Source organism: Gallaecimonas mangrovi (genome assembly GCF_003367375.1).
Lineage (GTDB): Bacteria > Pseudomonadota > Gammaproteobacteria > Enterobacterales > Gallaecimonadaceae > Gallaecimonas > Gallaecimonas mangrovi.
This window is the reverse complement of sequence record NZ_CP031416.1, coordinates 3,479,218-3,500,726: the sequence shown is the minus strand read 5'-3', so window position 1 is coordinate 3,500,726 and position 21,509 is coordinate 3,479,218. Positions and strand designations below refer to the sequence as shown.

At 55.5% G+C, this 21,509-nt stretch carries 21 protein-coding genes and 1 other RNA gene; 18 read left to right on the top strand and 4 right to left on the bottom strand.

The window, feature by feature from the left end; all coding sequences use genetic code 11:
- The first annotated feature begins 29 nt into the window (after window positions 1–29).
- Window positions 30–659, top strand: coding sequence for a stringent starvation protein SspA (gene sspA, locus DW350_RS16600; protein ID WP_115720006.1), 630 nt, complete (start codon window positions 30–32; stop codon window positions 657–659).
- Window positions 649–1,095, top strand: coding sequence for a ClpXP protease specificity-enhancing factor (locus DW350_RS16595; RefSeq protein ID WP_115720005.1), 447 nt, complete (start codon window positions 649–651; stop codon window positions 1,093–1,095). Before sspA ends, DW350_RS16595 begins: the two co-directional genes overlap by 11 nt.
- A gap of 32 nt (window positions 1,096–1,127) precedes the next feature.
- Here DW350_RS16595 and dolP read toward each other — a convergent pair whose 3' ends face one another.
- The 4 genes from dolP to DW350_RS16575 are packed head-to-tail and all read right to left on the bottom strand — an operon-like array spanning window position 1,128 to window position 4,440.
- Window positions 1,128–1,697, bottom strand: a complete 570-nt coding sequence (gene dolP, locus DW350_RS16590; RefSeq protein ID WP_115720004.1) for a division/outer membrane stress-associated lipid-binding lipoprotein — start codon at window positions 1,695–1,697, stop codon at window positions 1,128–1,130.
- Between the two features lie 2 nt (window positions 1,698–1,699).
- The gene (locus DW350_RS16585; protein ID WP_115720003.1) at window positions 1,700–2,287 is read right to left on the bottom strand and encodes a D-sedoheptulose-7-phosphate isomerase; all 588 of its coding nucleotides are present in this window, start codon (window positions 2,285–2,287) and stop codon (window positions 1,700–1,702) included.
- Window positions 2,288–2,297: 10 nt separating this feature from the next.
- Window positions 2,298–2,669, bottom strand: coding sequence for a YraN family protein (locus DW350_RS16580; RefSeq protein WP_115720002.1), 372 nt, complete (start codon window positions 2,667–2,669; stop codon window positions 2,298–2,300).
- Window positions 2,620–4,440 (bottom strand): penicillin-binding protein activator, encoded by a 1,821-nt coding sequence (locus DW350_RS16575; protein ID WP_115720001.1) that lies wholly within the window; start codon window positions 4,438–4,440, stop codon window positions 2,620–2,622. Before DW350_RS16575 ends, DW350_RS16580 begins: the two co-directional genes overlap by 50 nt.
- A gap of 77 nt (window positions 4,441–4,517) precedes the next feature.
- Between DW350_RS16575 and rsmI the strand changes: the two genes are divergently transcribed.
- From rsmI to ftsA, 16 genes are all read left to right on the top strand, one after another.
- A complete protein-coding gene (gene rsmI, locus DW350_RS16570) occupies window positions 4,518–5,351 on the top strand; it encodes a 16S rRNA (cytidine(1402)-2'-O)-methyltransferase (protein ID WP_115720000.1) in 834 nt (277 codons plus the stop codon).
- Window positions 5,352–5,379: 28 nt separating this feature from the next.
- Window positions 5,380–5,729, top strand: an RNA gene (rnpB, locus tag DW350_RS16565) — RNase P RNA component class A.
- A gap of 604 nt (window positions 5,730–6,333) precedes the next feature.
- Window positions 6,334–6,789 carry a division/cell wall cluster transcriptional repressor MraZ gene (mraZ, locus tag DW350_RS16560; protein ID WP_115719999.1) on the top strand — a complete coding sequence of 152 codons (456 nt, stop codon included), beginning with the start codon at window positions 6,334–6,336 and terminating at the stop codon, window positions 6,787–6,789.
- Complete coding sequence (gene rsmH, locus DW350_RS16555) at window positions 6,786–7,724, top strand: 16S rRNA (cytosine(1402)-N(4))-methyltransferase RsmH (RefSeq protein WP_115719998.1); 939 nt, start codon at window positions 6,786–6,788, stop codon at window positions 7,722–7,724. The genes mraZ and rsmH overlap by 4 nt, the downstream gene beginning before the upstream one ends.
- Entirely contained in the window at window positions 7,717–8,031 is a 315-nt protein-coding gene (gene ftsL / locus DW350_RS16550) for a cell division protein FtsL (protein WP_115719997.1), read from the top strand. The genes rsmH and ftsL overlap by 8 nt, the downstream gene beginning before the upstream one ends.
- Window positions 8,028–9,773 carry a peptidoglycan D,D-transpeptidase FtsI family protein gene (locus DW350_RS16545; RefSeq protein WP_115719996.1) on the top strand — a complete coding sequence of 582 codons (1,746 nt, stop codon included), beginning with the start codon at window positions 8,028–8,030 and terminating at the stop codon, window positions 9,771–9,773. Before ftsL ends, DW350_RS16545 begins: the two co-directional genes overlap by 4 nt.
- Window positions 9,766–11,247 carry a UDP-N-acetylmuramoyl-L-alanyl-D-glutamate--2,6-diaminopimelate ligase gene (gene murE / locus DW350_RS16540; protein WP_115719995.1) on the top strand — a complete coding sequence of 494 codons (1,482 nt, stop codon included), beginning with the start codon at window positions 9,766–9,768 and terminating at the stop codon, window positions 11,245–11,247. The genes DW350_RS16545 and murE overlap by 8 nt, the downstream gene beginning before the upstream one ends.
- Window positions 11,241–12,620 carry a UDP-N-acetylmuramoyl-tripeptide--D-alanyl-D-alanine ligase gene (locus tag DW350_RS16535; protein WP_115719994.1) on the top strand — a complete coding sequence of 460 codons (1,380 nt, stop codon included), beginning with the start codon at window positions 11,241–11,243 and terminating at the stop codon, window positions 12,618–12,620. The genes murE and DW350_RS16535 overlap by 7 nt, the downstream gene beginning before the upstream one ends.
- A complete protein-coding gene (gene mraY, locus DW350_RS16530; RefSeq protein ID WP_115719993.1) occupies window positions 12,614–13,693 on the top strand; it encodes a phospho-N-acetylmuramoyl-pentapeptide-transferase in 1,080 nt (359 codons plus the stop codon). The genes DW350_RS16535 and mraY overlap by 7 nt, the downstream gene beginning before the upstream one ends.
- Complete coding sequence (gene murD / locus DW350_RS16525) at window positions 13,693–14,976, top strand: UDP-N-acetylmuramoyl-L-alanine--D-glutamate ligase (RefSeq protein WP_115719992.1); 1,284 nt, start codon at window positions 13,693–13,695, stop codon at window positions 14,974–14,976. The genes mraY and murD overlap by 1 nt, the downstream gene beginning before the upstream one ends.
- Window positions 14,973–16,145, top strand: a complete 1,173-nt coding sequence (gene ftsW, locus DW350_RS16520) for a cell division protein FtsW (RefSeq protein ID WP_115719991.1) — start codon at window positions 14,973–14,975, stop codon at window positions 16,143–16,145. Before murD ends, ftsW begins: the two co-directional genes overlap by 4 nt.
- Window positions 16,142–17,206 carry an undecaprenyldiphospho-muramoylpentapeptide beta-N-acetylglucosaminyltransferase gene (gene murG, locus DW350_RS16515; RefSeq protein WP_115719990.1) on the top strand — a complete coding sequence of 355 codons (1,065 nt, stop codon included), beginning with the start codon at window positions 16,142–16,144 and terminating at the stop codon, window positions 17,204–17,206. The genes ftsW and murG overlap by 4 nt, the downstream gene beginning before the upstream one ends.
- A complete protein-coding gene (gene murC, locus DW350_RS16510) occupies window positions 17,203–18,618 on the top strand; it encodes a UDP-N-acetylmuramate--L-alanine ligase (RefSeq protein ID WP_226911343.1) in 1,416 nt (471 codons plus the stop codon). The genes murG and murC overlap by 4 nt, the downstream gene beginning before the upstream one ends.
- Window positions 18,615–19,514: a D-alanine--D-alanine ligase gene (locus DW350_RS16505; RefSeq protein WP_115719989.1), complete on the top strand. Its 900-nt coding sequence runs from the start codon at window positions 18,615–18,617 to the stop codon at window positions 19,512–19,514. Before murC ends, DW350_RS16505 begins: the two co-directional genes overlap by 4 nt.
- 39 nt (window positions 19,515–19,553) lie before the next feature.
- Window positions 19,554–20,249 carry a cell division protein FtsQ/DivIB gene (locus DW350_RS16500; RefSeq protein ID WP_115719988.1) on the top strand — a complete coding sequence of 232 codons (696 nt, stop codon included), beginning with the start codon at window positions 19,554–19,556 and terminating at the stop codon, window positions 20,247–20,249.
- Complete coding sequence (gene ftsA, locus DW350_RS16495) at window positions 20,246–21,484, top strand: cell division protein FtsA (protein ID WP_115719987.1); 1,239 nt, start codon at window positions 20,246–20,248, stop codon at window positions 21,482–21,484. The genes DW350_RS16500 and ftsA overlap by 4 nt, the downstream gene beginning before the upstream one ends.
- Window positions 21,485–21,509: the final 25 nt, after the last annotated feature.

The following is a 21,509-nucleotide window of genomic DNA, read 5'->3' as shown; positions in this document are numbered from 1 at the left end:
GTTTTTGCGTTTTTTTCTGGAGGCTTAAGATGGCTTTGGCAGCCAACAAACGCTCTGTGATGACACTTTTTTGTGGCGGTTCTGATATGTACAGCCACCAGGTCCGTATTGTACTGGCCGAAAAAGGTGTGACATACGATATCGTTGAAGTGGAACTGAGCAACCCACCTGAAGATTTGGTCGAGCTGAATCCCTATGTCAGCGTGCCCACTTTGGTTGACCGCGAGGTTACCCTGTACCGCGCTGATATCATCAACGAGTACTTAGACGAGCGTTTCCCTCACCCGCCTCTGATGCCTGTTTACCCCGTTATGCGTGGTAATGCTCGCCAAACCATGTACCGCATTCAGCGTGACTGGTATGTGCTGGCCGAACGCATTGAGAAGGGCGAAAAAGTTAGCGAAGCGCGTCAAGAACTGCGCGAAGGTTTGCTGGCCTTGGCACCGCTGTTTGCCGACACCCCTTACTTTATGAGTGAGGAATTTGGTTTGGTTGACTGCGTTTTAGCGCCATTGCTGTGGCGTTTAAACCACCTTGGCATCGAGATCAGTGGCCGTGGTTCCAAAGAGATCCGTACCTATATGGCACGTATCTTTGAGCGCGAATCATTCCAGGCTTCCCTGTCTGACGCCGAGCGGGAGATGAGTCATGGCGCCTGAGCGCCTACTAACACCCCACCGGCCGCATTTACTGCGCGCCTTTTATGAGTGGCTGTTGGAAAATGACCTCACTCCGCACCTGGTTGTTGATGCAACCCAGGACGGTGTAGAAGTGCCTCAGGAGCATGTTCGGGACGGGCAGATTGTGCTGAACATTGGCCCAAGTGCCGTAGGTAACCTGGCACTGGGCAGTGAAGACGTTGTCTTTAGTGCCCGTTTTGGCGGTGTGCCTCGGCGCATTGTGGCACCCATGGCAGCCTTGGTTGCTATTTATGCCCGTGAAAACGGCGCCGGTACCGTCTTTGAAGATGAGCCTTATTATGAGGCGCTTCGGGAAGGGAAAATCGCTTTGGAAGGTGAAGGCCCGGATGACGATCCGGAACCACCGAAACCAGGCGGTGGCCGCAAGGCACCTTTCCTGAAAGTGGTGAAATAAAAAAACCGGCCTAGGCCGGTTTTTTTATTGGTTTATTCGTACTGAAAGACTTTTATCACCCGGGTTACGCCGGCGACGTTGCGGGCCACTTCTGCCGCTTCATTGCCTTCTTTATGGCTCACCAAACCCATTAAAAACACCTCCGAATTCTCGGTGGTGACTTTGATGGCCGAAGAATCAACGTCCGAGGTCAGCAGTTTGCCTTTGATAACCGAGGTCAGCCAGCTGTCGTGGGTACGGGTTGAAAGGCTGGTGGGGTTCATCAGGCGAATCTGGTTGTTTATCTTCTGTACACCAGGCACTTTCTGGGCGGCATCAACCACCTTGTCGCGCATTTCTTCGCTTGGGGCTTGGCCTACCAGCAGCACATTGCCGTTCACCGACACGGCGCTGATATGGGTTTTGGTTCGCAGCTCTTCATCACTGCTGATAAAGCCGGTGATCTTCAGTTCAATACTTTGGTCGTCAATATAAGCGCCTAAGGTACGCCTATCATTCGCCACCACGGCAGTACCGGCAGCGCCGGCAACAACAGCTGCGACACAGCCCTGCAGCATAAGAAGGGCGGCCATTAGGCTGGCGATTTTGATTGTTGCTTTCATGCTCAGTCTTCCTGGCTAAAAAGGGTGGAATCGATGGCATCACATAAGGCATGTAATACCAACAGATGTACTTCGTGGGTTCTGGCTGGCCGGTAGCCTGGCACGCGAACTTCCACATCTCCTGGTCCTAACAGGCCCGCCATTTCGCCACCGTCCATACCGGTAAGGGCGAGAATGGTCATGTCTCTGGACAAGGCCGCTTCCATGGTCTTAATGAGGTTACGGGAATTGCCTGACGTAGAGATGACGAGCAGCACATCTCCTGCCTGGCCCAAGGCCCTCACTTCCTTGCTAAATACCTCAGCGAAACTGTCGTCGTTGCTCACCGCCGTTAACATGCCAGCGGTATTACCTAAAACCAGCGCCGGTAAACTGGGCCTTTCGGTTTCGAAGCGATGGATCAGCAAGTTAACGAAATGCTGGGCTTGTAAAGCGCTGCCGCCGTTGCCACAAGCCAGAATTTTATTACCTGAGAGCAGGCAGTTAACCAGCATCATTGCGCCTTGGACGATATTGTCTGGTAAGGCTTCACTGGCAACGATTTTGGTTTGGATACTTTCGGTAAAACTGTCTTTGATCCTGTCCAGCATGGATGCTCCGCTAAGTGACAAAGGCACCCTTTATCCATAAGGGCGCTTGATCACCTTCATAAATCATTACGTCAAAGCGACACTGGCAGTCCCATTCATTAAGACCTTGTTCTGCCAGAAAGCGCCGAGCGCATCGCCAAAGGCGTTGTTGTTGGGCGTGGCTGATGGCGTAGCTGGCGCCACCAAAGCCTTGGTGTTGGCGGTATTTTACTTCCACAAAGACCCATAAGGCGCCGTCGCGCATCACTAAATCCAGTTCACCTCCACGGTAACGGACATTGTGTGCAACGGCTTTAAGGCCTTGATGTTTTAGCCAAGTCTCGGCATTTTTCTCAAAATGTCTGCCCTTGGCCGTCTTGTTCGGGAAGAGGCGGAATGACATGGTCCTTCACCTGAGTTTTGTCACCTTTTATGCTGACCCACTTCAGACGTCGGTAAATCACGCCATTGGCATCAACGCCAATATTGCCGGAGAGCCCTTGCAGTGGCTCGGTACTGGCAACCCTCAGTGTTGCCATATGCGGCAACAAGTCGGCTGCATCATAGCCCATGGCAAAGAGACGCTCCAAGGCGGCTGGCCATTGTGGGCGTAGTTTGGTCATTAAGTTGCGCATCATCGCCGCTTGGCCATGTTTGCTCACAAAATAGGGCATCTCGCTGAAACTCAGGCCGTTAAAGTCGCGAAGGCCTGCCGGGCTATCCAAATCAGGATGGCCGCGAGAAGAGGTAAAAGAGGCAATGGGGTCGGCAAAGGGGCTGATGGTTACGTCGATAAACGCCTTCATCAGGCCCACTTCTTCACGGTCACCCATCAGGTACATAAAGTCGACGTCACGGCGGGAACGGGCTTCGGCCACCACTTTGCGGCCCAGCACGGCTTCCACCTGGCGAATGCGGGCTTTGGAGTCATCAATTTGCAGTTGGCTGCGAATGCCGGCTTCCAGTTGCTGCTGATTGGCAAATAGCCGCATGTCTACCGGTTCATCGTGGCCGTATTGGCGCCAACGCTGAATAAAGGCCTGGGCCTGGCGGTTGTTGGTGTTGGTATCAAGGCCCAGCAACATCGGGTGGCGGGCGTGGCGGTCAACGGCTTCTTCTGCCGCTTGTGCAGCTTCATCTTCCGGGGCCAGGGCAAAGAAATAATCGTCGCCAAAGCCGGGCCGGTAAACGCGGTTTAACGCCAGCCAGGGCACTTTTACACTGTTGGCTTGCTGTAGCGCTTCTATCTGTGGGCGCAGCAGTGGGCCTACCAACATATCGGCGCCCTGCGCTTGTGCCTGCTGCCATGCGGCGACGGCGCCCTTGGCACTGTCGAGCACCACCAACTGCGCGCTTTGGCCACTGGCAACCCAGGCCGAAACAAAACCGTCGCGAATGGCTCGGCCTTGGGCGGAATAATCACCGGTTAGTGGTAACAGCAAGGCCACTTTGGTTGGTGTGTAGTCCACAACCTTGGTGAGTTTTTCCAAGGATTGCGGCAAATATTGGGCCGGTAGCGATTGCGGATAGAGCTCGCGCCAATTACCGATGGCGGTTTCAAGGGCCGGGCCGCGTTTTTCACGGGCCAATTGTTGCAGTGTTACCCAAGGCGCCCAATCTGGGCCCAAGTTGTCGGTGTCGGCCTGTGCTAAAAGCGCCCAAATACGGTCGGAGGTACGCGCTTTTAAGGTTTGGTCGTCGGTTAACGCCGCCAATTTCGCTAAGGCGTTGAGCTCATCTTCGGTATTGCCTGCCAGTTCGGCAAGCTGAGCGGCAAGGCGTAAACGCTGAATTTCAAAGCGGCCGGTCATTGGCGTTTTAAGTAGGGCAGCGGCTTTGTCGTAGTTTTCATGGGCCAGCGCCGACTCGGCGGCTAACAGCGTGTAAGCGTGCTGGGCCGCAGGCGAGGTTAGCTGCCCTTTGAGGGCTTGCAACACATCGTTAGTGCGGGCCCAATCACCGGCCTGGGCGTAGGCCCGCGCAGCTTGTAGTTGCCACAGTAGTTTGTCTTCACCTTCAGACTGACGGGCTTTGTCCAGGTATTGATTGGCTTTTAGGGAAACTGGGCTAGTTAAACGCGCTGTCCAATTGTCTTTCTGAGCGGTTGTTGCACAACTACTTAGCAACAACGCCAAGCACAGCAGGCCTGCGCTCCGTGATAGAATCCTGGTCATTTACCGTCTAGTCCTCGCTGAAACTGTGCCTAGTGTATGCGAGGGGCCATAGCGACACAAACAGAGGGCCCACTCTCATGAATGAAAATCACGGCACTTTATATATCGTACCAACCCCATTAGGTAATTTGGGGGATATCAGCCAACGCGCCCTGAACGTTTTGGCAGAAGTTTCATTGATTTGCGCTGAAGATACCCGTCACACCGGCCAGCTGTTGCACCATTTTTCTATTCGCACGCCCACCCAGTCGCTGCATGACCATAACGAAAAGCAAAAGGCGGCTTTTATTGTCAGCAAATTAGCAGCGGGTACTGATATTGCGTTGGTTTCAGATGCGGGCACGCCGCTTATCTCTGACCCCGGCTACAGCTTGGTAAACCTTTGCCGCCAGTCCGGCATTAAAGTGGTTCCCCTGCCAGGCCCCTGCGCGGCTATTACCGCGTTAAGTGCTTCTGGTTTAGCCACCGACCGGTTTGCTTTCGAAGGCTTTTTGCCCGCCAAGCAAAGTGCCAGGCTCAGTAGCCTTGAAGCACTAAGCGAAGAGCCTCGCACCTTGGTGTTTTATGAAGCGCCGCGGCGGGTGCTGGATACCCTGGATGACATGCAGGCGGTTTTCGGGCCCGACCGGCAAGTGGTGCTGGCCAAGGAACTCACCAAAACCTTTGAAACCATTCATGGTGCGCCGGTGGCCGACCTCATTACTTGGCTGAAAGAAGATAGCGATCGGCAACGAGGGGAAATGGTGTTGATGGTGGCACCCGCACCGAAAACGGATGCCCTACCCAAGGCGGCCGTTACCTTGTTTTTGGCGTTGGCTGAAGATTTGCCCCGTAAAAAGGCCGCAAGCCTGGTTGCCGATGCTTTTGGCATAAAGAAAAACGCCCTTTATAACCTAGGACTGGAGGGCTGAGCCCGGCGCAGGTATACTGCGCGTCCGCAGAGTCGGCTGGACGGTTGCTGCCCACATTGTGGGGAGAGGAAAGTCCGGGCTCCAAAGGGCAGGGTGCCAGGTAACGCCTGGGCGGCGCAAGCCGACGACCAGTGCAGCAGAGAGTAAACCGCCGATGGCCTTCGGGTACAGGTAAGGGTGAAAGGGTGCGGTAAGAGCGCACCGCGCGACTGGCAACAGTTCGTGGCACGGTAAACTCCACCCGGAGCAAGACCAAATAGGCCCCCGTTAAGCGTTGCCCGCGCGGGGGGCGGGTAGGTTGCTTGAGCCAGTGAGCGATTGCTGGCCTAGACGAATGGCCGTTCACGACAGAACCCGGCTTACAGGCCGGCTCTGCGGACTTAATTTAAAAATAAAAAAGCCGCCTTTGGGCGGCTTTTTTATTGGCTGGGATGAATGAGCGGGCTCTTTATCGCGCCGCTGGCCATGGCGGCAAATATTTAACCGCGTTAGTGGCCGAGGCTCAGGTCTTTGAGTGTGAGTTGCTTTCTCTCTAGCGCGTGAAGGTTACCGGCAACGAATATATTGTCTTCGAGACTGGTTTGGCCGAGGTGTTGAGAAGCCATCCCTGGCAAGGCACCCGGCCGGTACATCCTTTGTACCGGCGCTCAGCCGCGTCCAAGCACCGCTTGGACTTCGGGCTTCGCCCATCCTGGGGCTCGCGCGAACCAGCGCCAAAGCTGTGCTTTGGCTTCGTGGTTCGCCCCCACTTTTTGCCACTGTGTTGGAGTATTGTTCATTTTTCCTGTCTTTTCAGGCAGCTAGCGAAAGTCTCTGCAGCCCTTTTCTCACCTACATCTGCGCCAGTTACGATGTCGCTGTAGCCCCCGTCACAACTGACTTTTACCATTCTTGACAAGGTTGAATGCGAACCCCTAGACTTGGCATCGTGGGGAATTGTGGGAAATTGTGGTTAATTTGCTAACCGAAGGGGCAAATAGCGATGTTTCGTGGTGCAAACGAGGTCAGTCTCGACAGCAAAGGTCGGCTCGCGATACCGAAGCGGTATCGTGATCGGCTCGTTGCTGACTGCGACGGCCAATTGGTTTGCACCATTGATATTCATCAGCCCTGTCTGTTGCTTTATCCCTTGGCGGAATGGGAAGTCATTGAGCGCAAGCTCAGCCGCCTTTCCTCGATGAAGCCTGCCGAGAGGCGTATGCAGCGAATGCTGCTGGGGCATGCCACCGAGTTGGAATTGGATAATCAGGGCCGGGTGTTACTCGCCGGGCCTTTGCGCAACCACGCTGGCCTTGAAGGCAAGGTGATGCTGGTTGGGCAATTCAATAAATTTGAAATTTGGTCAGACGTGGCTTGGCAAACTCAAATTGCCGTGGATATGGAAGCGGTAAGCCAAGACCTAGAACTGACCGATGCGTTAAAGGATTTTTCATTGTGACCGTGCACGTCAGCGTACTGCTAAACGAGAGTATTAAGGCCCTGGCCATAGCGCCGGACGGCCTGTACGTGGACGGCACCTTTGGCCGCGGTGGCCATTCCAGAGCCATCCTCGAGCAGCTCGGCCCTAATGGCCGCTTGGTAGCCATTGACCGGGATCCGGCGGCTATTGCCGAAGCAAAAACCATTACCGATCCGCGTTTTTCCATTGTGCAGGGGCCATTTTCCGGCCTGGCCGAGTATTTAACTGAGCTGGGACTGGCGGGCAAAGTGGACGGCTTGCTGCTCGATTTAGGGGTTTCCTCGCCGCAACTGGATGATGCCGAGCGCGGCTTTAGCTTTATGCGCGACGGCCCGCTGGATATGCGCATGGACCCTACCTCCGGTCAAAGTGCCGCAGATTGGCTGAACCGCGCCGACGCTAACGATATTGCTTTTGTGCTGAAAACCTTTGGCGAAGAGCGTTTCGCCAAACGTATTGCGCGGGCCATCGTTGAGCGCCGCGAGCAGGCCCCCCTTAGCCGTACTGGCGAACTGGCTGACTTGATTGCCAAAGCGGTACCGGTAAAAGAAAAACACAAACATCCAGCCACCCGTTCTTTTCAAGCGGTGCGCATTTATATCAACAGTGAACTGGATGAGGTCAAACAGGCCCTTGATGGCGCCTTAAAAGCACTGGCTCCTGGTGGCCATTTAGCGGTGATTAGCTTTCACAGCCTGGAAGACCGGTTGGTGAAGCAGTTTATCCGTGTCCAGGAAAAAGGCCCGGAATTACCACCGGGATTACCGGTTACCCAAGACCAGCTTAAGCACCACATGAAGCTGAAAAGTTTGGGTAAACCCATTTTCCCCAGTGAAGAGGAAACTCAGGCTAACCCCCGCGCCCGCAGTTCCGTACTGCGGGTTGCTGTCAGAACGGAGGCCGCTTATGGCTGACAGGCAGCCGAAGTTAGCCGCACTGATTGGTGAAGATTTATGGCAGTCCAAGTGGCTGCTTTTACTGTCTTTTCTGGTGATAGGTTCGGCGTTTGCTGTGGTTTATCTGGCCCAGAGCAATCGATTGTTGACCGCCAACAAAGAAAAGCTGATGCAAGAGCGCGAAAACCTCGACGTGGAATGGCGACATCTGAATTTGGAAGAAAGCACTCTGGGTGAGGATAGCCGGGTTGACCGTATCGCCAGAAAACAATTGCACATGAAGCGGGTTTCCCGCGAAGACGAAAAGGTTATTGAACTGAAATGAGCAAGCATGCTCGCAACCGCATCAAGCCTGGCGTGATTAATTGGCGCCACTTGTTTGCCATCGCCTTGATGGGTGCCGTTTTTGCGGCGCTGGTGCTGCGTGCTGCCTACATTCAGGTTATTTCCCCTGATCGTCTGCGCCAACAAGGCGACCTGCGCTCGCTGCGGGTCACGTCCACCCAGATGCCGCGCGGTGAAATCACCGACCGCAATGGCGAGGAATTGGCAATATCAGTGCCGGTGGACGCCATCTTTGCCGACCCGAAAGTGGTGTTGGAAAAAGGCGGCCTTGCCGATAAACGCCGTTGGCAGGCATTGGCGCAAGTACTTGGCGCCAATGAAAAAGAGCTGATGAACAAAATCAGTTCTGACCCAACGCGCCGCTTTGTGTACTTGCAGCGGCAAGTGACACCGGCCATGGCGCACTATGTAAAAGAGTTAAAAATCCCCGGCATTGGGCTGCGGCGTGAGTCCAAACGTTATTACCCCACCGGCGAAGTGGACGCGCACCTTATTGGTTTTACCAGCATTGATGACCATGGCCTGGAAGGCATTGAGCGCACTTATGATGACTTGCTGACCGGCCAGCCCGGTAAGCGGCGGGTACGTAAAGACGGCCTTGGTCGGGTGGTTGAGTCGTTAGGCACACTGCAAGTGGCTGAAAAGCCCAAGAATATTCAGCTAACCATTGACCAGCGCGTGCAGTCCCTTGCCTATCGCGAACTGAAAAAGGCGGTGGACTACTTCGACGCTACCAGCGGCTCGGTGGTGGTGGTTGATGTGCATAGCGGCGAGGTGCTGGCCATGGCCAGCGTCCCGTCTTACAACCCGAACAACAGAGCCACCCTGAAACCCTACGAGCTTCGTAACCGCGCCATTACTGACGTGTTCGAGCCGGGCTCAACCTGTAAGCCGCTGGCTATGGTGGCAGCGCTGGAAGCTGGCATTGTTAAGCCGGGCGATAAGGTAGATACCAATCCGGGCTGGATGCGCTTGGGTGGTCGTTTGGTCTCTGACGAGCATGACTTGGGCATTATTCCGCTGTCCACCATCTTGCAAAAGTCCTCCAACATGGGCATCGCTAAACTGGCGCTGTCTATCTCTAAAGAGCAGCTGTTGGGGACTTACACCAAGTTTGGCTTTGGCTCACCTACCGGCATTGATTTAGTCGGTGAGTCCGACGGCATTTTCCATTACGACCGCCCGCGTTGGTCCGACTTTGAGCTGGCAACACTGGCCTTTGGTTATTCCATTAGCGTGACACCAGCGCAGCTCGCCAGGGCTTATGCCACCTTGGGCAATGATGGCCTGGCTAACCCGCTGACCATCATTAAAGGCATGCCGCACCTGCCGGCCGAGCAAATTATTAAGCCCAAAACCGCCCGTGAAGTACTGCACATGATGGAGTCTGTGGTGGCGCCCGGTGGTACCGGGGTTAGGGCGGCAGTGCCGGGTTACCGCGTTGCCGGTAAAACAGGTACCGCTCGTAAGGCGGTTGCTGGTGGTTACGGTAACCAATATGTCGCCAGTTTTGCCGGGGTTGCGCCGGTATCCAACCCGCAACTGGCGGTGGTGGTGATGATTAACGAGCCCCAAGGCGACCAGTATTATGGTTCGCAAGTTGCCGCACCGGTGTTTTCGTCGGTGATGGGCGGGGCGCTGTCACTTTTGAATGTCATGCCTGACGCAATCACCCCTGATATGCGCGTGGCAGCAGTTGACAAGGAGGTGCCGCGTGGTTGATTGGCATCTTAAACAGCTTTTAGCGCCTTGGCTGGCACTGACCGTTGATGCCAAGGTGAACACCTTGGTGCTGGACTCCCGAGCAGTGCGTCAAGGCGGGCTTTTTGTGGCCATTCCCGGCCACAAGGTTGACGGCCGGCACTTTATTGATGAGGCCATCGAGCAAGGTGCCAGCGCTGTATTGGTCGAATCCGAGCAAAGCGGTATTGAGCTGCGTGGCAAGGTGCCGTTGGTGGCCTTTCCTGATCTTCGCCGCCGCTTGTCAGCCCTGGCTTGGCGTTTTTATGGCGAGCCGGGCATCGTACCCGTCGGTATCACTGGCACTAACGGCAAAACCACCACCTCGCAGCTGTTGGCGCAGCTTTGCGATAAGTTAGGTACCAACGCCGGTATTGTCGGCACCTTGGGGGCCGGGCGTTTCGGTGAGCTGGTACCTGCCATTAATACCACCCCTGATGCGATCACTGTGGCACGCACCTTAGCGGGCCTTGACGCGTCGGGCTGCAAAATCGCGGCTATGGAAGTGTCCAGCCATGCCTTAAGTCAGGGGCGGGTGAGCGCAGTGCCATTTAAGGTGGCCATTTTTACCAATCTCAGCCGCGACCACCTAGATTACCACGGCACCCTTGGCGCCTATGCGGCCGCCAAGGCCCAGCTTTTTGACTGGCCTAGCCTTGAGGCCAGCATCATTAATGCCGATGACCCCCTTGGCGAATCGTGGCTGCGTGATCGTTTTGAGCGCCAACACACCATTGCCTATGGTCTGGAGCCCATTGATAGCGGCCTTGCCTCGCAGGTGCTGTATGTCACTGACGTGCGCCCGCATTTAGCTGGCGTTCGCGCCAAAGTCACCGGCAGCTTTGGTGAGGCGGAGTTGTCGTCGCCGCTGCTGGGTATTTTCAACCTCTCTAACTTATTAGCCGCCATCGCCGGTGGCCTGGCCCTTGGTTTTGACCTTAACGCGCTGTGCGCTGCGGCCAGCAGTGTGCAGCCAGTGGCAGGGCGGATGCAGGCCTTTGAACGGGCTGGCAAACCGCAAGTGGTAGTGGATTACGCCCACACGCCAGATGCGTTGGAAGCGGCGTTAACGGCGCTTCGCCCTCATACCAAAGGCAAGCTGTGGTGTGTCTTTGGTTGCGGTGGCGACCGTGACCCCGGTAAGCGCCCGTTAATGACTGCGGCGGTAGCCAAATGTGCCGACATCGGCATCGTTACCGCTGATAACCCGCGCAGCGAAAAGGTAATGGACATTATTCAGCAGATGTTGGCTGGTAACTCTTATGGTGACGCCATGCAGGTAGTGGCTAACCGCAAAGAAGCCATTTTCCATGCCATCTCTCAGGCAAGCCCTCTTGATGTCGTGCTTATCGCCGGTAAAGGCCATGAGGACTACCAAGAAATCAACGGGCAACGCTTGCACTTTAGTGACATTGAGGAAGTCCAGCAGGCGCTGGACCAGGAGCCGTCATGCTGAATATGACCTTATCTGAAATCGCCAAGGCCATTGATGCCGAGCTGTTGGGCGATGACATCAGCATTAAGGCGGTGAGCACCGATACCCGTTCCTTAAGTGGCGGTGAGCTTTTTATCGCCTTAAAAGGCGAACATTTCGATGCTCATGATTTTATTGAAAATGCTGCCAAGGCTGCGGCCTTGGTCGTAAGCCGAAAGGTCGATAGCCTGCAGCCACAGCTGTTGGTTGAAGACACCCGTTTGGCGCTTGGCCAATTGGGCCGTTATGTGAAAGCGAAAGTGGCGCCCCTTAGCGCGGCGTTAACCGGCTCATGCGGCAAAACCACGGTCAAGGAAATGCTCAGCTGTATCTTGGCCGAAAGCGGCAAAGTGCTGGCGACAAAAGGCAACTTTAACAACGACATTGGCGTGCCGTTGACGCTGCTGCGCCTTGAAGGTGATGAACAGTTCGGTGTCTTTGAACTGGGTGCCAACCACGAAGGTGAAATTGCCTATACCGTCTCGTTGGTCGAGCCGGATGTAGCACTTATCAACAATGTTGCGCCGACACATTTGGCGGGCTTTGGCACCTTGGAAGGTATCGCGCGTGCTAAGGGCGAAATTTACGGTGGCCTTAAAGCCGGTGGCACCGCCGTGGTCAACCTTGATGACGACTTTGCCCCTGACTGGCTAGCACAACTTAAAAATCAGAAAACCCTGACCTTTGGTTACCAGGCCGGGGCTGATATCACCGCTACCGACGTGGTGGACAGTTTAGAAGCCGGCTGCCGCTTCACCCTTGGTGTTGGGGAAGAAAAGGTGGCCGTGCAAATGCCGCTGCCAGGGCGCCATAACGTCGCTAATGCCATGGCCGCAGCGGCCTGCGCTATCGCGCTCGGGGTAGACCTTAGTCTGGTTGCGAAGGGGCTCGCTCAGGTCCAGCCGGTTCCGGGTCGCCTGAATATCCGTGCCCTTGGTACGCGCGGCCGCCTTATCGACGATACCTACAACGCCTCAGTAGGTGCAGTTCGTGCCGCAATAGACACCCTGAAGAATTTCTCCGGCCGGCGGGTGTTGGTGCTTGGAGATTTGGGTGAGTTGGGTGAAAAGGCGCGTCATTACCATGCCGAACTTGGCCAATATGCCAAAGCGGCGGGTATCGACAACCTCTTTACTCTGGGCGTACTCAGCCAAGCGGCAACGGACGCTTTTGGCCTTGGTGCCAGGCATTTTGATAACAAAGAAGGGCTGGTAGACAGCCTCGTGTTGGCGTTGGCGGACGAACAAGCCGACATCAGCATCCTTGTGAAGGGAGCGCGAAGTTCTCGTATGGAATTGGTTGTTGAATTAATTGCAGCAAGCCGCCTAGCGGCCTCAAAGGAGGCCGCATGTTAGTTTGGCTGGCGGAATACCTAACCCATTACATTAATGGGTTTCATGTGTTTTCTTACCTTACCTTCAGGGCCATTTTGAGTTCCCTGACGGCACTGATTATGTCGGTTTACATGGGGCCGCGGCTGATTAAAGCGCTGGTGCGCCTGCAAGTTGGGCAAACCGTGCGTGACGATGGCCCGCAAAGTCACTTGTCTAAATCTGGCACCCCTACCATGGGCGGCATCATGATTTTGCTGTCGGTCTCGGTGGCCACCTTGTTGTGGGCTAACCTCAGTAACCCCTATGTGTGGGTGGTGCTGTTTGTGCTGTTGTCTTATGGCGCCATTGGCTTTGTGGATGATTACCGCAAGGTGGTGCGTAAAGATCCCAAAGGCCTTATTGCCCGCTGGAAATACTTTTGGCAATCGGTAATTGCCTTGGTGGTTGCGGTGTTCCTGTATTGGCAGGCCAAACCAGAAGAAACGCAGCTGGTACTGCCGTTCTTGAAGGATGTGATGCCGCAATTAGGGCTGTTTTACATCCTACTGACTTACTTTGTTATGGTAGGCACCTCTAATGCCGTAAACCTCACCGACGGTCTTGATGGCTTGGCCATTATGCCAACGGTGATGGTCGCGGCGGCCTTTGCCTTAATTGCCTACCTGACCGGCAACGTTAAGTTTGCCGAATACCTGCATATTCCCTACGTTCGTCACGCCTCTGAGCTGGTGATCCTCTGCACTGCGCTGGTCGGCGCGGGGCTGGGCTTTTTATGGTTTAACACCTATCCGGCTCAGGTGTTTATGGGTGATGTAGGTTCGCTGGCCCTGGGGGGAACCCTGGGTATTATCGCGGTATTGGTGCGTCAGGAGATCTTGCTGGTGATCATGGGCGGCGTTTTTGTGATGGAAACGGTGTCAGTGATCCTGCAAGTCGGCTCCTACAAATTGCGCGGACAGCGCATTTTCAGAATGGCGCCCATTCACCATCACTATGAACTCAAAGGCTGGCCTGAGCCGCGGGTTATTGTCCGTTTCTGGATAATCTCGCTGATCCTGGTGCTGGTTGGCCTGGCAACCTTAAAGGTGCGGTGATGATCGGCGTAGTGGGATTAGGTATCAGTGGCATTGCCACTATTAACTGGCTGATGGACCGGGGTGTCGCCGTGCATGGCTTTGACACCCGCAAAGCGCCACCGGGGCTTGATGAGATCCCAGCTGGGGTTGATGTTAGCCTGGGGCCGCTAGACCCCATGGAGCTGTCGCAATGTTTGTATCTGGTGGTCAGCCCCGGCATTCCCAAAGACGACCCGGCGATTGTTAAAGCCGGTATTGAAGTCATTGGTGATGTGGAGCTTTTTGCCCGTAACTACCGGGCGCCTGTCATTGCTATCACCGGCTCGAACGGCAAAAGCACCGTCACCAGCCTGGTGGGCGACATGGCAAAGAAGTCCGGCAAACGAGTGGCTGTTGGCGGCAATATCGGTGTGCCGGTATTGGCCTTAGCGCCCGACGCCAAGCTGTTTGTGCTGGAGTTGTCCAGTTTCCAACTGGAAACCACCTCCAGCCTCAAACCGGTGGCGGCCACCATTCTCAATGTGACGCCGGATCACCTCGACCGGTACGCCAGCATGGCTGAATACACCGCCGCCAAGCAGCGGGTTTATCAAGGTGCCAAGCATTGCATCTACAACATTGATGACCCGGCAACACGGCCGCCCAATGCAGACCGCAAAGATGAAGATGAAGACGACGACGCAGTCGTCAGCTTTGGCAGCACTGGTGATTATCACATCAGCGACGGCTTTTTGATGAAGGGTGAAGAGCCCATCATCGCCACCAAAGACGTCAAGCTTATCGGCCGCCATAACCATCTCAATGCCTTGGCGGCCTTGGCGTTAGGCGATGCGGCCGGATTGCCACTTGATGGCATGATAAAAAGCCTAAAAAGCTTTGGCGGCTTGGAGCATCGCTGCGAAGTCATTGCCGAGAAAGACGGCGTGCGCTACATCAATGATTCCAAAGCCACCAACCTTGGTTCGCTTGAGGCGGCGCTCGACGGCTTTGCCGATATCGAAGGCGACATCATCTTGCTGGCTGGCGGCGACGCTAAAGGCGCCGAATTTACGCCGCTAAAAGCCAAGATGGCAAAAGTGCGTGAACTGATTTGCTTTGGTCGTGACGCCGAGCAGGTGGCGGTGATGAAAGACAACCCACACCGGGTTGAAACTTTGGATGATGCCGTAAAACTGGCCGCTTCCTTGGCAAAACCGGGGGACTTGGTGTTGTTATCACCGGCTTGTGCCAGCCTGGATCAGTTCAAGAACTTCGAAGAGCGCGGTGAGCGTTTCCGGCTGTTGGTTAAGGGGCTGAAATGATAACCCTGGTCAGCCTTAAAGAGCGCTTTTTCACCCGCCAAGCCGATACGGCCTTGTATGACCGCACCTTGATTGCGGTCATCCTTGGCCTGATGGGTTTTGGCTGGGTGATGATTGCCTCTGCCTCAATGCCAGAGGCAAACCGGCTGACCGGTAACCCCTTCTACATCCTCGATAAAGAAAGCTTCTTTATTGTCGGTGCGCTCATTCTTGCCGTGGTAACGCTGCAAACACCCATTAGTGTCTGGGCGAAATACAACGGCTATTTGCTGCTGTTGGCGCTGTTATTATTGCTGGCGGTGTTGGTTGTTGGCCATAACGTTAACGGCGCCACCCGCTGGTTCCGCTTGGGCCCCATCAACGTGCAGGCAGCAGAGCCCGCCAAATTGTTCTTGTTTGCGTATTTGTCTGGCTATCTGGTGCGCCGTCACCAGGAAGTGCGGGAAAACCTGGTGGGCTTTATTAAGCCGCTGGGGGTGTTCTTTTTGATGGCGCTGATGCTGCTGGCTCAGCCCGACCTTGGCACCGTGGTGGTAATGCTGGTAACGACCCTTGGCCTGTTGTTTTTGGCCGGCGCTCGGGTTTGGCAGTTTATTGGCATGATCATCATGGGGGTAGCGGCGCTGGTGCTGCTGGTGGTGACAGAGCCTTACCGGATGAAACGGGTGACCGGCTTCTTGGACCCTTGGGCCGACCCTTTTGGCACCGGTTACCAGCTAACCCAGTCATTAATGGCTTTTGGCCGTGGCGGTTTAACCGGCCAGGGCTTGGGCAACTCGATTTTGAAACTTGAATACCTGCCCGAGGCGCATACCGACTTCATCATGGCCATTATCGCTGAAGAGCTAGGCTTTATTGCCGTGGCGTTGGTGATGGTGGTGGTGTTTTGGATAGTGCTTCGAGCCTTGAAAATTGGCCGCCATGCCATGGCCAATGAACGTTTCTTTGAAGGTTTCTTCGCTTATTCGATTGCCATTTGGGTGGCCTTTCAAGCGGCGGTTAACCTCGGGGTGGCTGCTGGCGCTTTCCCAACCAAGGGCCTTACCATGCCGCTGGTTTCCTACGGCGGCTCCAGCCTTTGGATAATGACCATTGCACTAATGGTGTTGGTGCGCATCGACCATGAAGGGCGCGTGGCGGACATGCATGCTACCGGAGGCCGTTCATGAAGCGATTAATGGTCATGGCGGGTGGCACCGGCGGGCACATCTTCCCGGCCCTGGCGGTGGCGCAGCACCTGCAAAAAGAAGGCTGGTTGATTGATTGGCTCGGCACCCCCACCCGGATGGAAGCCGATATTGTGCCTAAGTACGATATTCCGCTGCATTTCATCAATATCCAGGGTGTGCGTGGCAACGGCATCAAACGTTTATTGGTTACTCCCTTCAAATTGGCGAAAGCCATTTGGGATGCCTGGCGGCTCTTTGGCCAGTTAAAGCCGGATGTGGTGCTGGGCATGGGCGGTTTTGCCTCAGGCCCTGGCGGTATTGCCGCCAAGTTGCGTGGTATTCCGCTGGTGCTGCATGAACAAAATGCCGTCAGCGGCGTAACCAATCGCTACCTAGCCAAATTTGCAAGCCAAGTGATGCAAGCCTTCCCCGGTGCTTTTGCTGGTGCGCCAGTGGTGGGCAACCCCATTCGTGAGCGGCTGTTTCATATCAAGCGCGAAAGTCACCAAGGGCCGCTTCGGGTGTTGGTTATTGGTGGCAGCCTGGGGGCGCAAGTTTTTAACGACGTGCTGCCAGAAGCTTTTGCGAAGGCGGGCATGCCGCTGGATGTGTTTCACCAGACCGGCAAAGGTCGCAGCCAGGCCGTACAAGCGCGCTACGACCAGCTTGGGTTTAATGCCCAGGTGGCAGACTTTGTTGATGACATGGCATCGGCTTATGGCTGGGCAGACGTGATGGTTTGCCGCGCCGGGGCGCTTACTGTGTCGGAATTAGCGGCGGTGGGTTTGCCGTCAATTTTGGTGCCGCTACCTATTGCAGTGGATGACCACCAGACCCAGAATGCCCGCTTTCTTACTGAACATCATGGGGCCGTGTTATTGCCACAACCGGAGCTAAACGCCCAGCGCGTAGCGTCCTTATTAAAAGAGTGGCACGACGACCCCGCACAGCTGCTGGAAATGGGCAAAGCCGCCCATCGCCAAGCACAACCCAATGCAACCGAGGCGGTAGCTTCGGTGTGTCGGCAATTAGCCGGCGTAGAAAAGAGTGACCAAGTATGACCAGAACAGGCCCTATGCGCCGCGTTGAGCAAATCCACTTTGTTGGCATCGGTGGTGCCGGCATGGGCGGTATTGCCGAAGTGTTGCTGGGCGAAGGCTACCACATCACTGGTTCTGACCTTAGCCGCAATGCCGTTACTGAGCGGCTAAGCGGCCTGGGCGCAACCATTTTCACCGAGCACAAAGCCGAAAACGTGCAGGGTGCCTCGGTGGTGGTGGTATCCAGTGCCATTAAAGGCGACAACCCCGAAGTCGCAGAAGCCCGCGAGCGCCGCATTCCGGTAGTGCGCCGCGCCGAGATGCTGGCTGAGCTAATGCGTTTTCGCCAAGGTATCGCCGTGGCCGGTACCCATGGCAAAACCACCACCACCAGCTTGGTTTCCAGCCTGCTGTTTGAAGGCGGCCTGGACCCGACCTTTGTGATTGGTGGTCTGCTTAATTCCCATGGCACCAATGCCCGTTTGGGCACGGGTACCTACTTGGTGGCGGAAGCCGACGAGTCGGACGCCTCCTTCTTGCATCTGCAGCCGTTGATGTCAGTGGTCACTAACATCGAGCCAGACCACATGGACACCTACGGTGGCGACTTTGAAAAGCTCAAGTCCACCTTTGTCGACTTCCTGCATAACTTGCCGTTCTACGGCTTGGCGGTGCTTTGTATCGACAACGACGTGGTGCGTGAACTGGCGGCGCCGGTGCTGGGCCGCCAGTACCTCACTTACGGCTTTCATGAAGATGCCGACGTGCGCGGCCACGACTTTACCCAAAGCGCTAACCAAAGCCGGTTTGTGGTGGAGCGTAGCGGCCACGAGCCCTTGAAGGTCACCTTGAATTTGCCAGGCAAGCACAACGCCCAAAATGCGCTGGCCGCCATTGCCATTGCCACCGACCTGGGTATTAGCGACGCCGCTATCCAGGCAGCTTTGGCCAAATTCCAGGGTATTGGCCGGCGCTTTCAGCATTACGGCGAGTTTGCCACCAGCAAAGGCAAGGTGATGCTGGTAGACGACTACGGCCATCACCCTTCGGAAGTGGATGTCACTATTCAGGCCGCCCGGGCCGGTTGGCCTGACAAGCGGCTAGTGATGGTGTTCCAGCCGCACCGCTACACCCGTACCCGCGACCTTTATGAGGATTTTGCCGAGGTACTGAGCCAGGTCGACGTATTGATCATGCTGGATGTGTATAGCGCCGGTGAAACACCTATCGCTGGTGCCGACAGCCGCTCGTTGTGCCGCACCATTCGTTCACGCTCAAAGCTTGAACCGGTGTTTGTATCCAGCATCGATGATGTGCCTAAGGCACTGTTTGACTTAATGAAAGAGGGCGACCTGGTGATAACCCAAGGCGCCGGTAATGTCGGTTCGCTGGCGCGGGGCTTGGCCCAGGCCGGTTTGGAGATCAAAGCATGAGCAAAGTGGCTGTGCTGCTTGGTGGCCATTCGGCAGAACGGAATATCTCACTGCTTTCAGGGCAGGCGGTGCTGCGTGGCCTGATAGCCGGTGGTGTTGATGCTCATGCCTTCGACCCGGCCGAAAAACCGCTGGAAGATTTGCACCGCGAAGGTTTCGACAAGGTCTTTATTGCCTTACATGGCCGCGGTGGTGAAGACGGGACCGTACAAGGCGCCCTGGAATGGCTGGGTATTCCTTATACCGGTTCACGGGTGCTGGGCTCGGCGCTGGCTATGGACAAGGTACGTACCAAACAGATTTGGCAAAGCCTGGGGCTGCCCACCGCCGACTTTTGGATCATTGAAGGCAACGGCCTTGATGACCCATTGGCGGCCAGCATCATGACCGATGCGGTCATGGTTAAACCCTCGCGGGAAGGCTCCAGCCTTGGCATGAAAAAGGCGACCACTGTCGCCGAGCTAAAAGAGGCTGTGGCCGAAGCGCTGGCGTTAGACAGCGTTGTGCTGGTGGAGCGCTGGATAAGCGGGCCGGAATTTACCATCGGTATTTTGGACAACCAGCCATTGCCGGTTATCCAAATGAAAACCCCGAATGGCTTTTACGACTACGAGGCCAAGTATCAGTCCAATACCACGGAATATTTAATTCCTTGTGGTTTGCCAAGCGAGCAAGAAGAAGCGCTAAAAGCGCTGGCGATGAAAGCGTTTAGCGCTGTCGGCGCTGAAGGCTGGGGCCGGGTGGACGCCATGCTCGATAACGCCGGCAACTTCCAGTTGCTTGAAGTCAACACGGTACCGGGCATGACGGAAAAGAGCCTGGTACCGAAAGCGGCTAAAGCCATGGGAATGGACTTCTCAAGTTTGGTTTGTCGCATCCTGGCTGCGGCCAGGTAACGAGGCCGGGTAGTGAGAGGTTGGCGGTTCTGGTTAGGGGTGAGTTTTTTTTCGCTGGTGTTGATTGGCTTTATCGCCACAGGCTTTTCGCTGTGGGGAACCATGAAAGACGAAGGCCAGCAGCCGGTAACCGAAATAGAGGTAAAAGGGGCGCACCCCCATGTACCGGCAGCCGAGATTAAGGCGGCATTGAATGCTAAGCCCCTTGGCAGTTTTTTCACGGTCAACGTCAATGACGTGCAAAAACGGCTGGAGGCGCTGCCCTGGATTTATCAGGCTTCGGTACGCAAAGCCTGGCCCCGCAAGCTGCAAGTGTTTTTGGTGGAGCAGCAACCGGTGGCGATTTGGAACGACAAGGCGTTTTTGAATGACCAGGGCCAGGTGTTTAACGCCAAGCCCACCAAGCAAGAAGCCGACTTGCCAAAGCTCTACGGCAAAGATGGCAACAGTGCGGATGCACTGAGCGGCTTCAAGCGCCTGGATACGCTGCTTAAGGGCAGTGGTTTTCACCTGGCGGCGGCCTGGCTTTCAGACCGTAACAGCTGGGATTTGCAGCTCAAAAGTGGTTTGAAAATCATTTTGGGCAGAGAAGACACCCTTCGAAGGGTGCAACGTTTTATCGATTGCTTCCCTTACTTGCAGGGCAGCGACAAAAAACCAGCCTACCTGGACATGCGGTATGACATCGGCTTTGCCGTGGGCTGGAAGGACGAGGAAAAGAAAGAGACGCCATGACCAAGGCATTGGACAGAAAGTTGATCGTCGGACTGGATATCGGCACATCCAAGATTGTTGCCGTGGTAGGGGAAGCCTTGCCTGATGGCGACATCAATGTACTGGGGGTAGGTAATCATGCTTCCCGCGGTATGGATAAGGGTGGCGTCAACGATCTCGATTCGGTGGCCCAATCGGTGCAGCGCGCCGTTGATGAAGCGGAAATGATGGCTGACTGTCAAGTTAGTGCCGTCTACCTGGCAATTTCTGGCCGCCATGTCGATTGCCGTAACGAATCGGGGATGGTGCCCATCAACGACGCTGAAGTGTCGCAAGACGATGTGGACGCCGTTATTCACACCGCTAAGTCGGTACAAATTCCGGAAGGGCGGCGCATTCTGCACGTTTTGCCGCAGGAATTTAGCATCGACACCCAAGAAGGCATTAAAAGCCCGATTGGCATGAGTGGTGTGCGGTTAACGGCCAGTGTGCATTTGGTGACCTGCGCCAACGATATGGCGCGCAACATCATTAAATGCGTGGAGCGCTGCGACTTGCGGGCTGACCAATTGATCTTCTCGGCGCTGGCCTCAAGCTACGCGGTGCTGACCGATGACGAAAAAGAACTGGGTGTGTGCGTGGTCGATATGGGCGCGGGCACCATGGATATGGTGGTGTACACCAACGGCGCTATTCGCCACACCGCGGTGATTCCGGCGGCCGGCAATCAGGTGACCTCCGATATTGCCAAAATCTTCCGCACGCCGCTGAGCCACGCCGAAGAAATCAAAACCCGTTACGCCTGTGCCATCAAGAACTTGGTGAGCAAGGAAGAGAATATTGAAGTGCCGTCCGTAGGTGGTCGGCCTTCTCGCACCATGAGCCGTCATACCTTGGCGGAAGTGGTAGAACCGCGTTATCAGGAACTCTTTGAATTAGTTCAAGAAGAGCTTCGCAAAAGCGGCCTTGAAGAACAAATTGCCGCCGGTATTGTACTGACCGGCGGCACCGCCCAAATGGAAGGTGCCATTCAGTTTGCTGAAGAGATCTTCCAAATGCCGGTACGCCTTGGTGTGCCACTGCCGGTGAAAGGGCTTAACGACTACGTGGCCGACCCCCGTTTCGCGACCGCTATGGGCCTGTTGCACTACGGCAAGGATGACAGTGCCGGGCGCCGAGTAGAGCGGATATCCGTCGGGGAAGGGGTCAGTAGCCTTTGGACCAAGTTACAAAGCTGGTTCAAGGGAAATTTTTAAGGATATACAGGCAGAAGACTGGAGA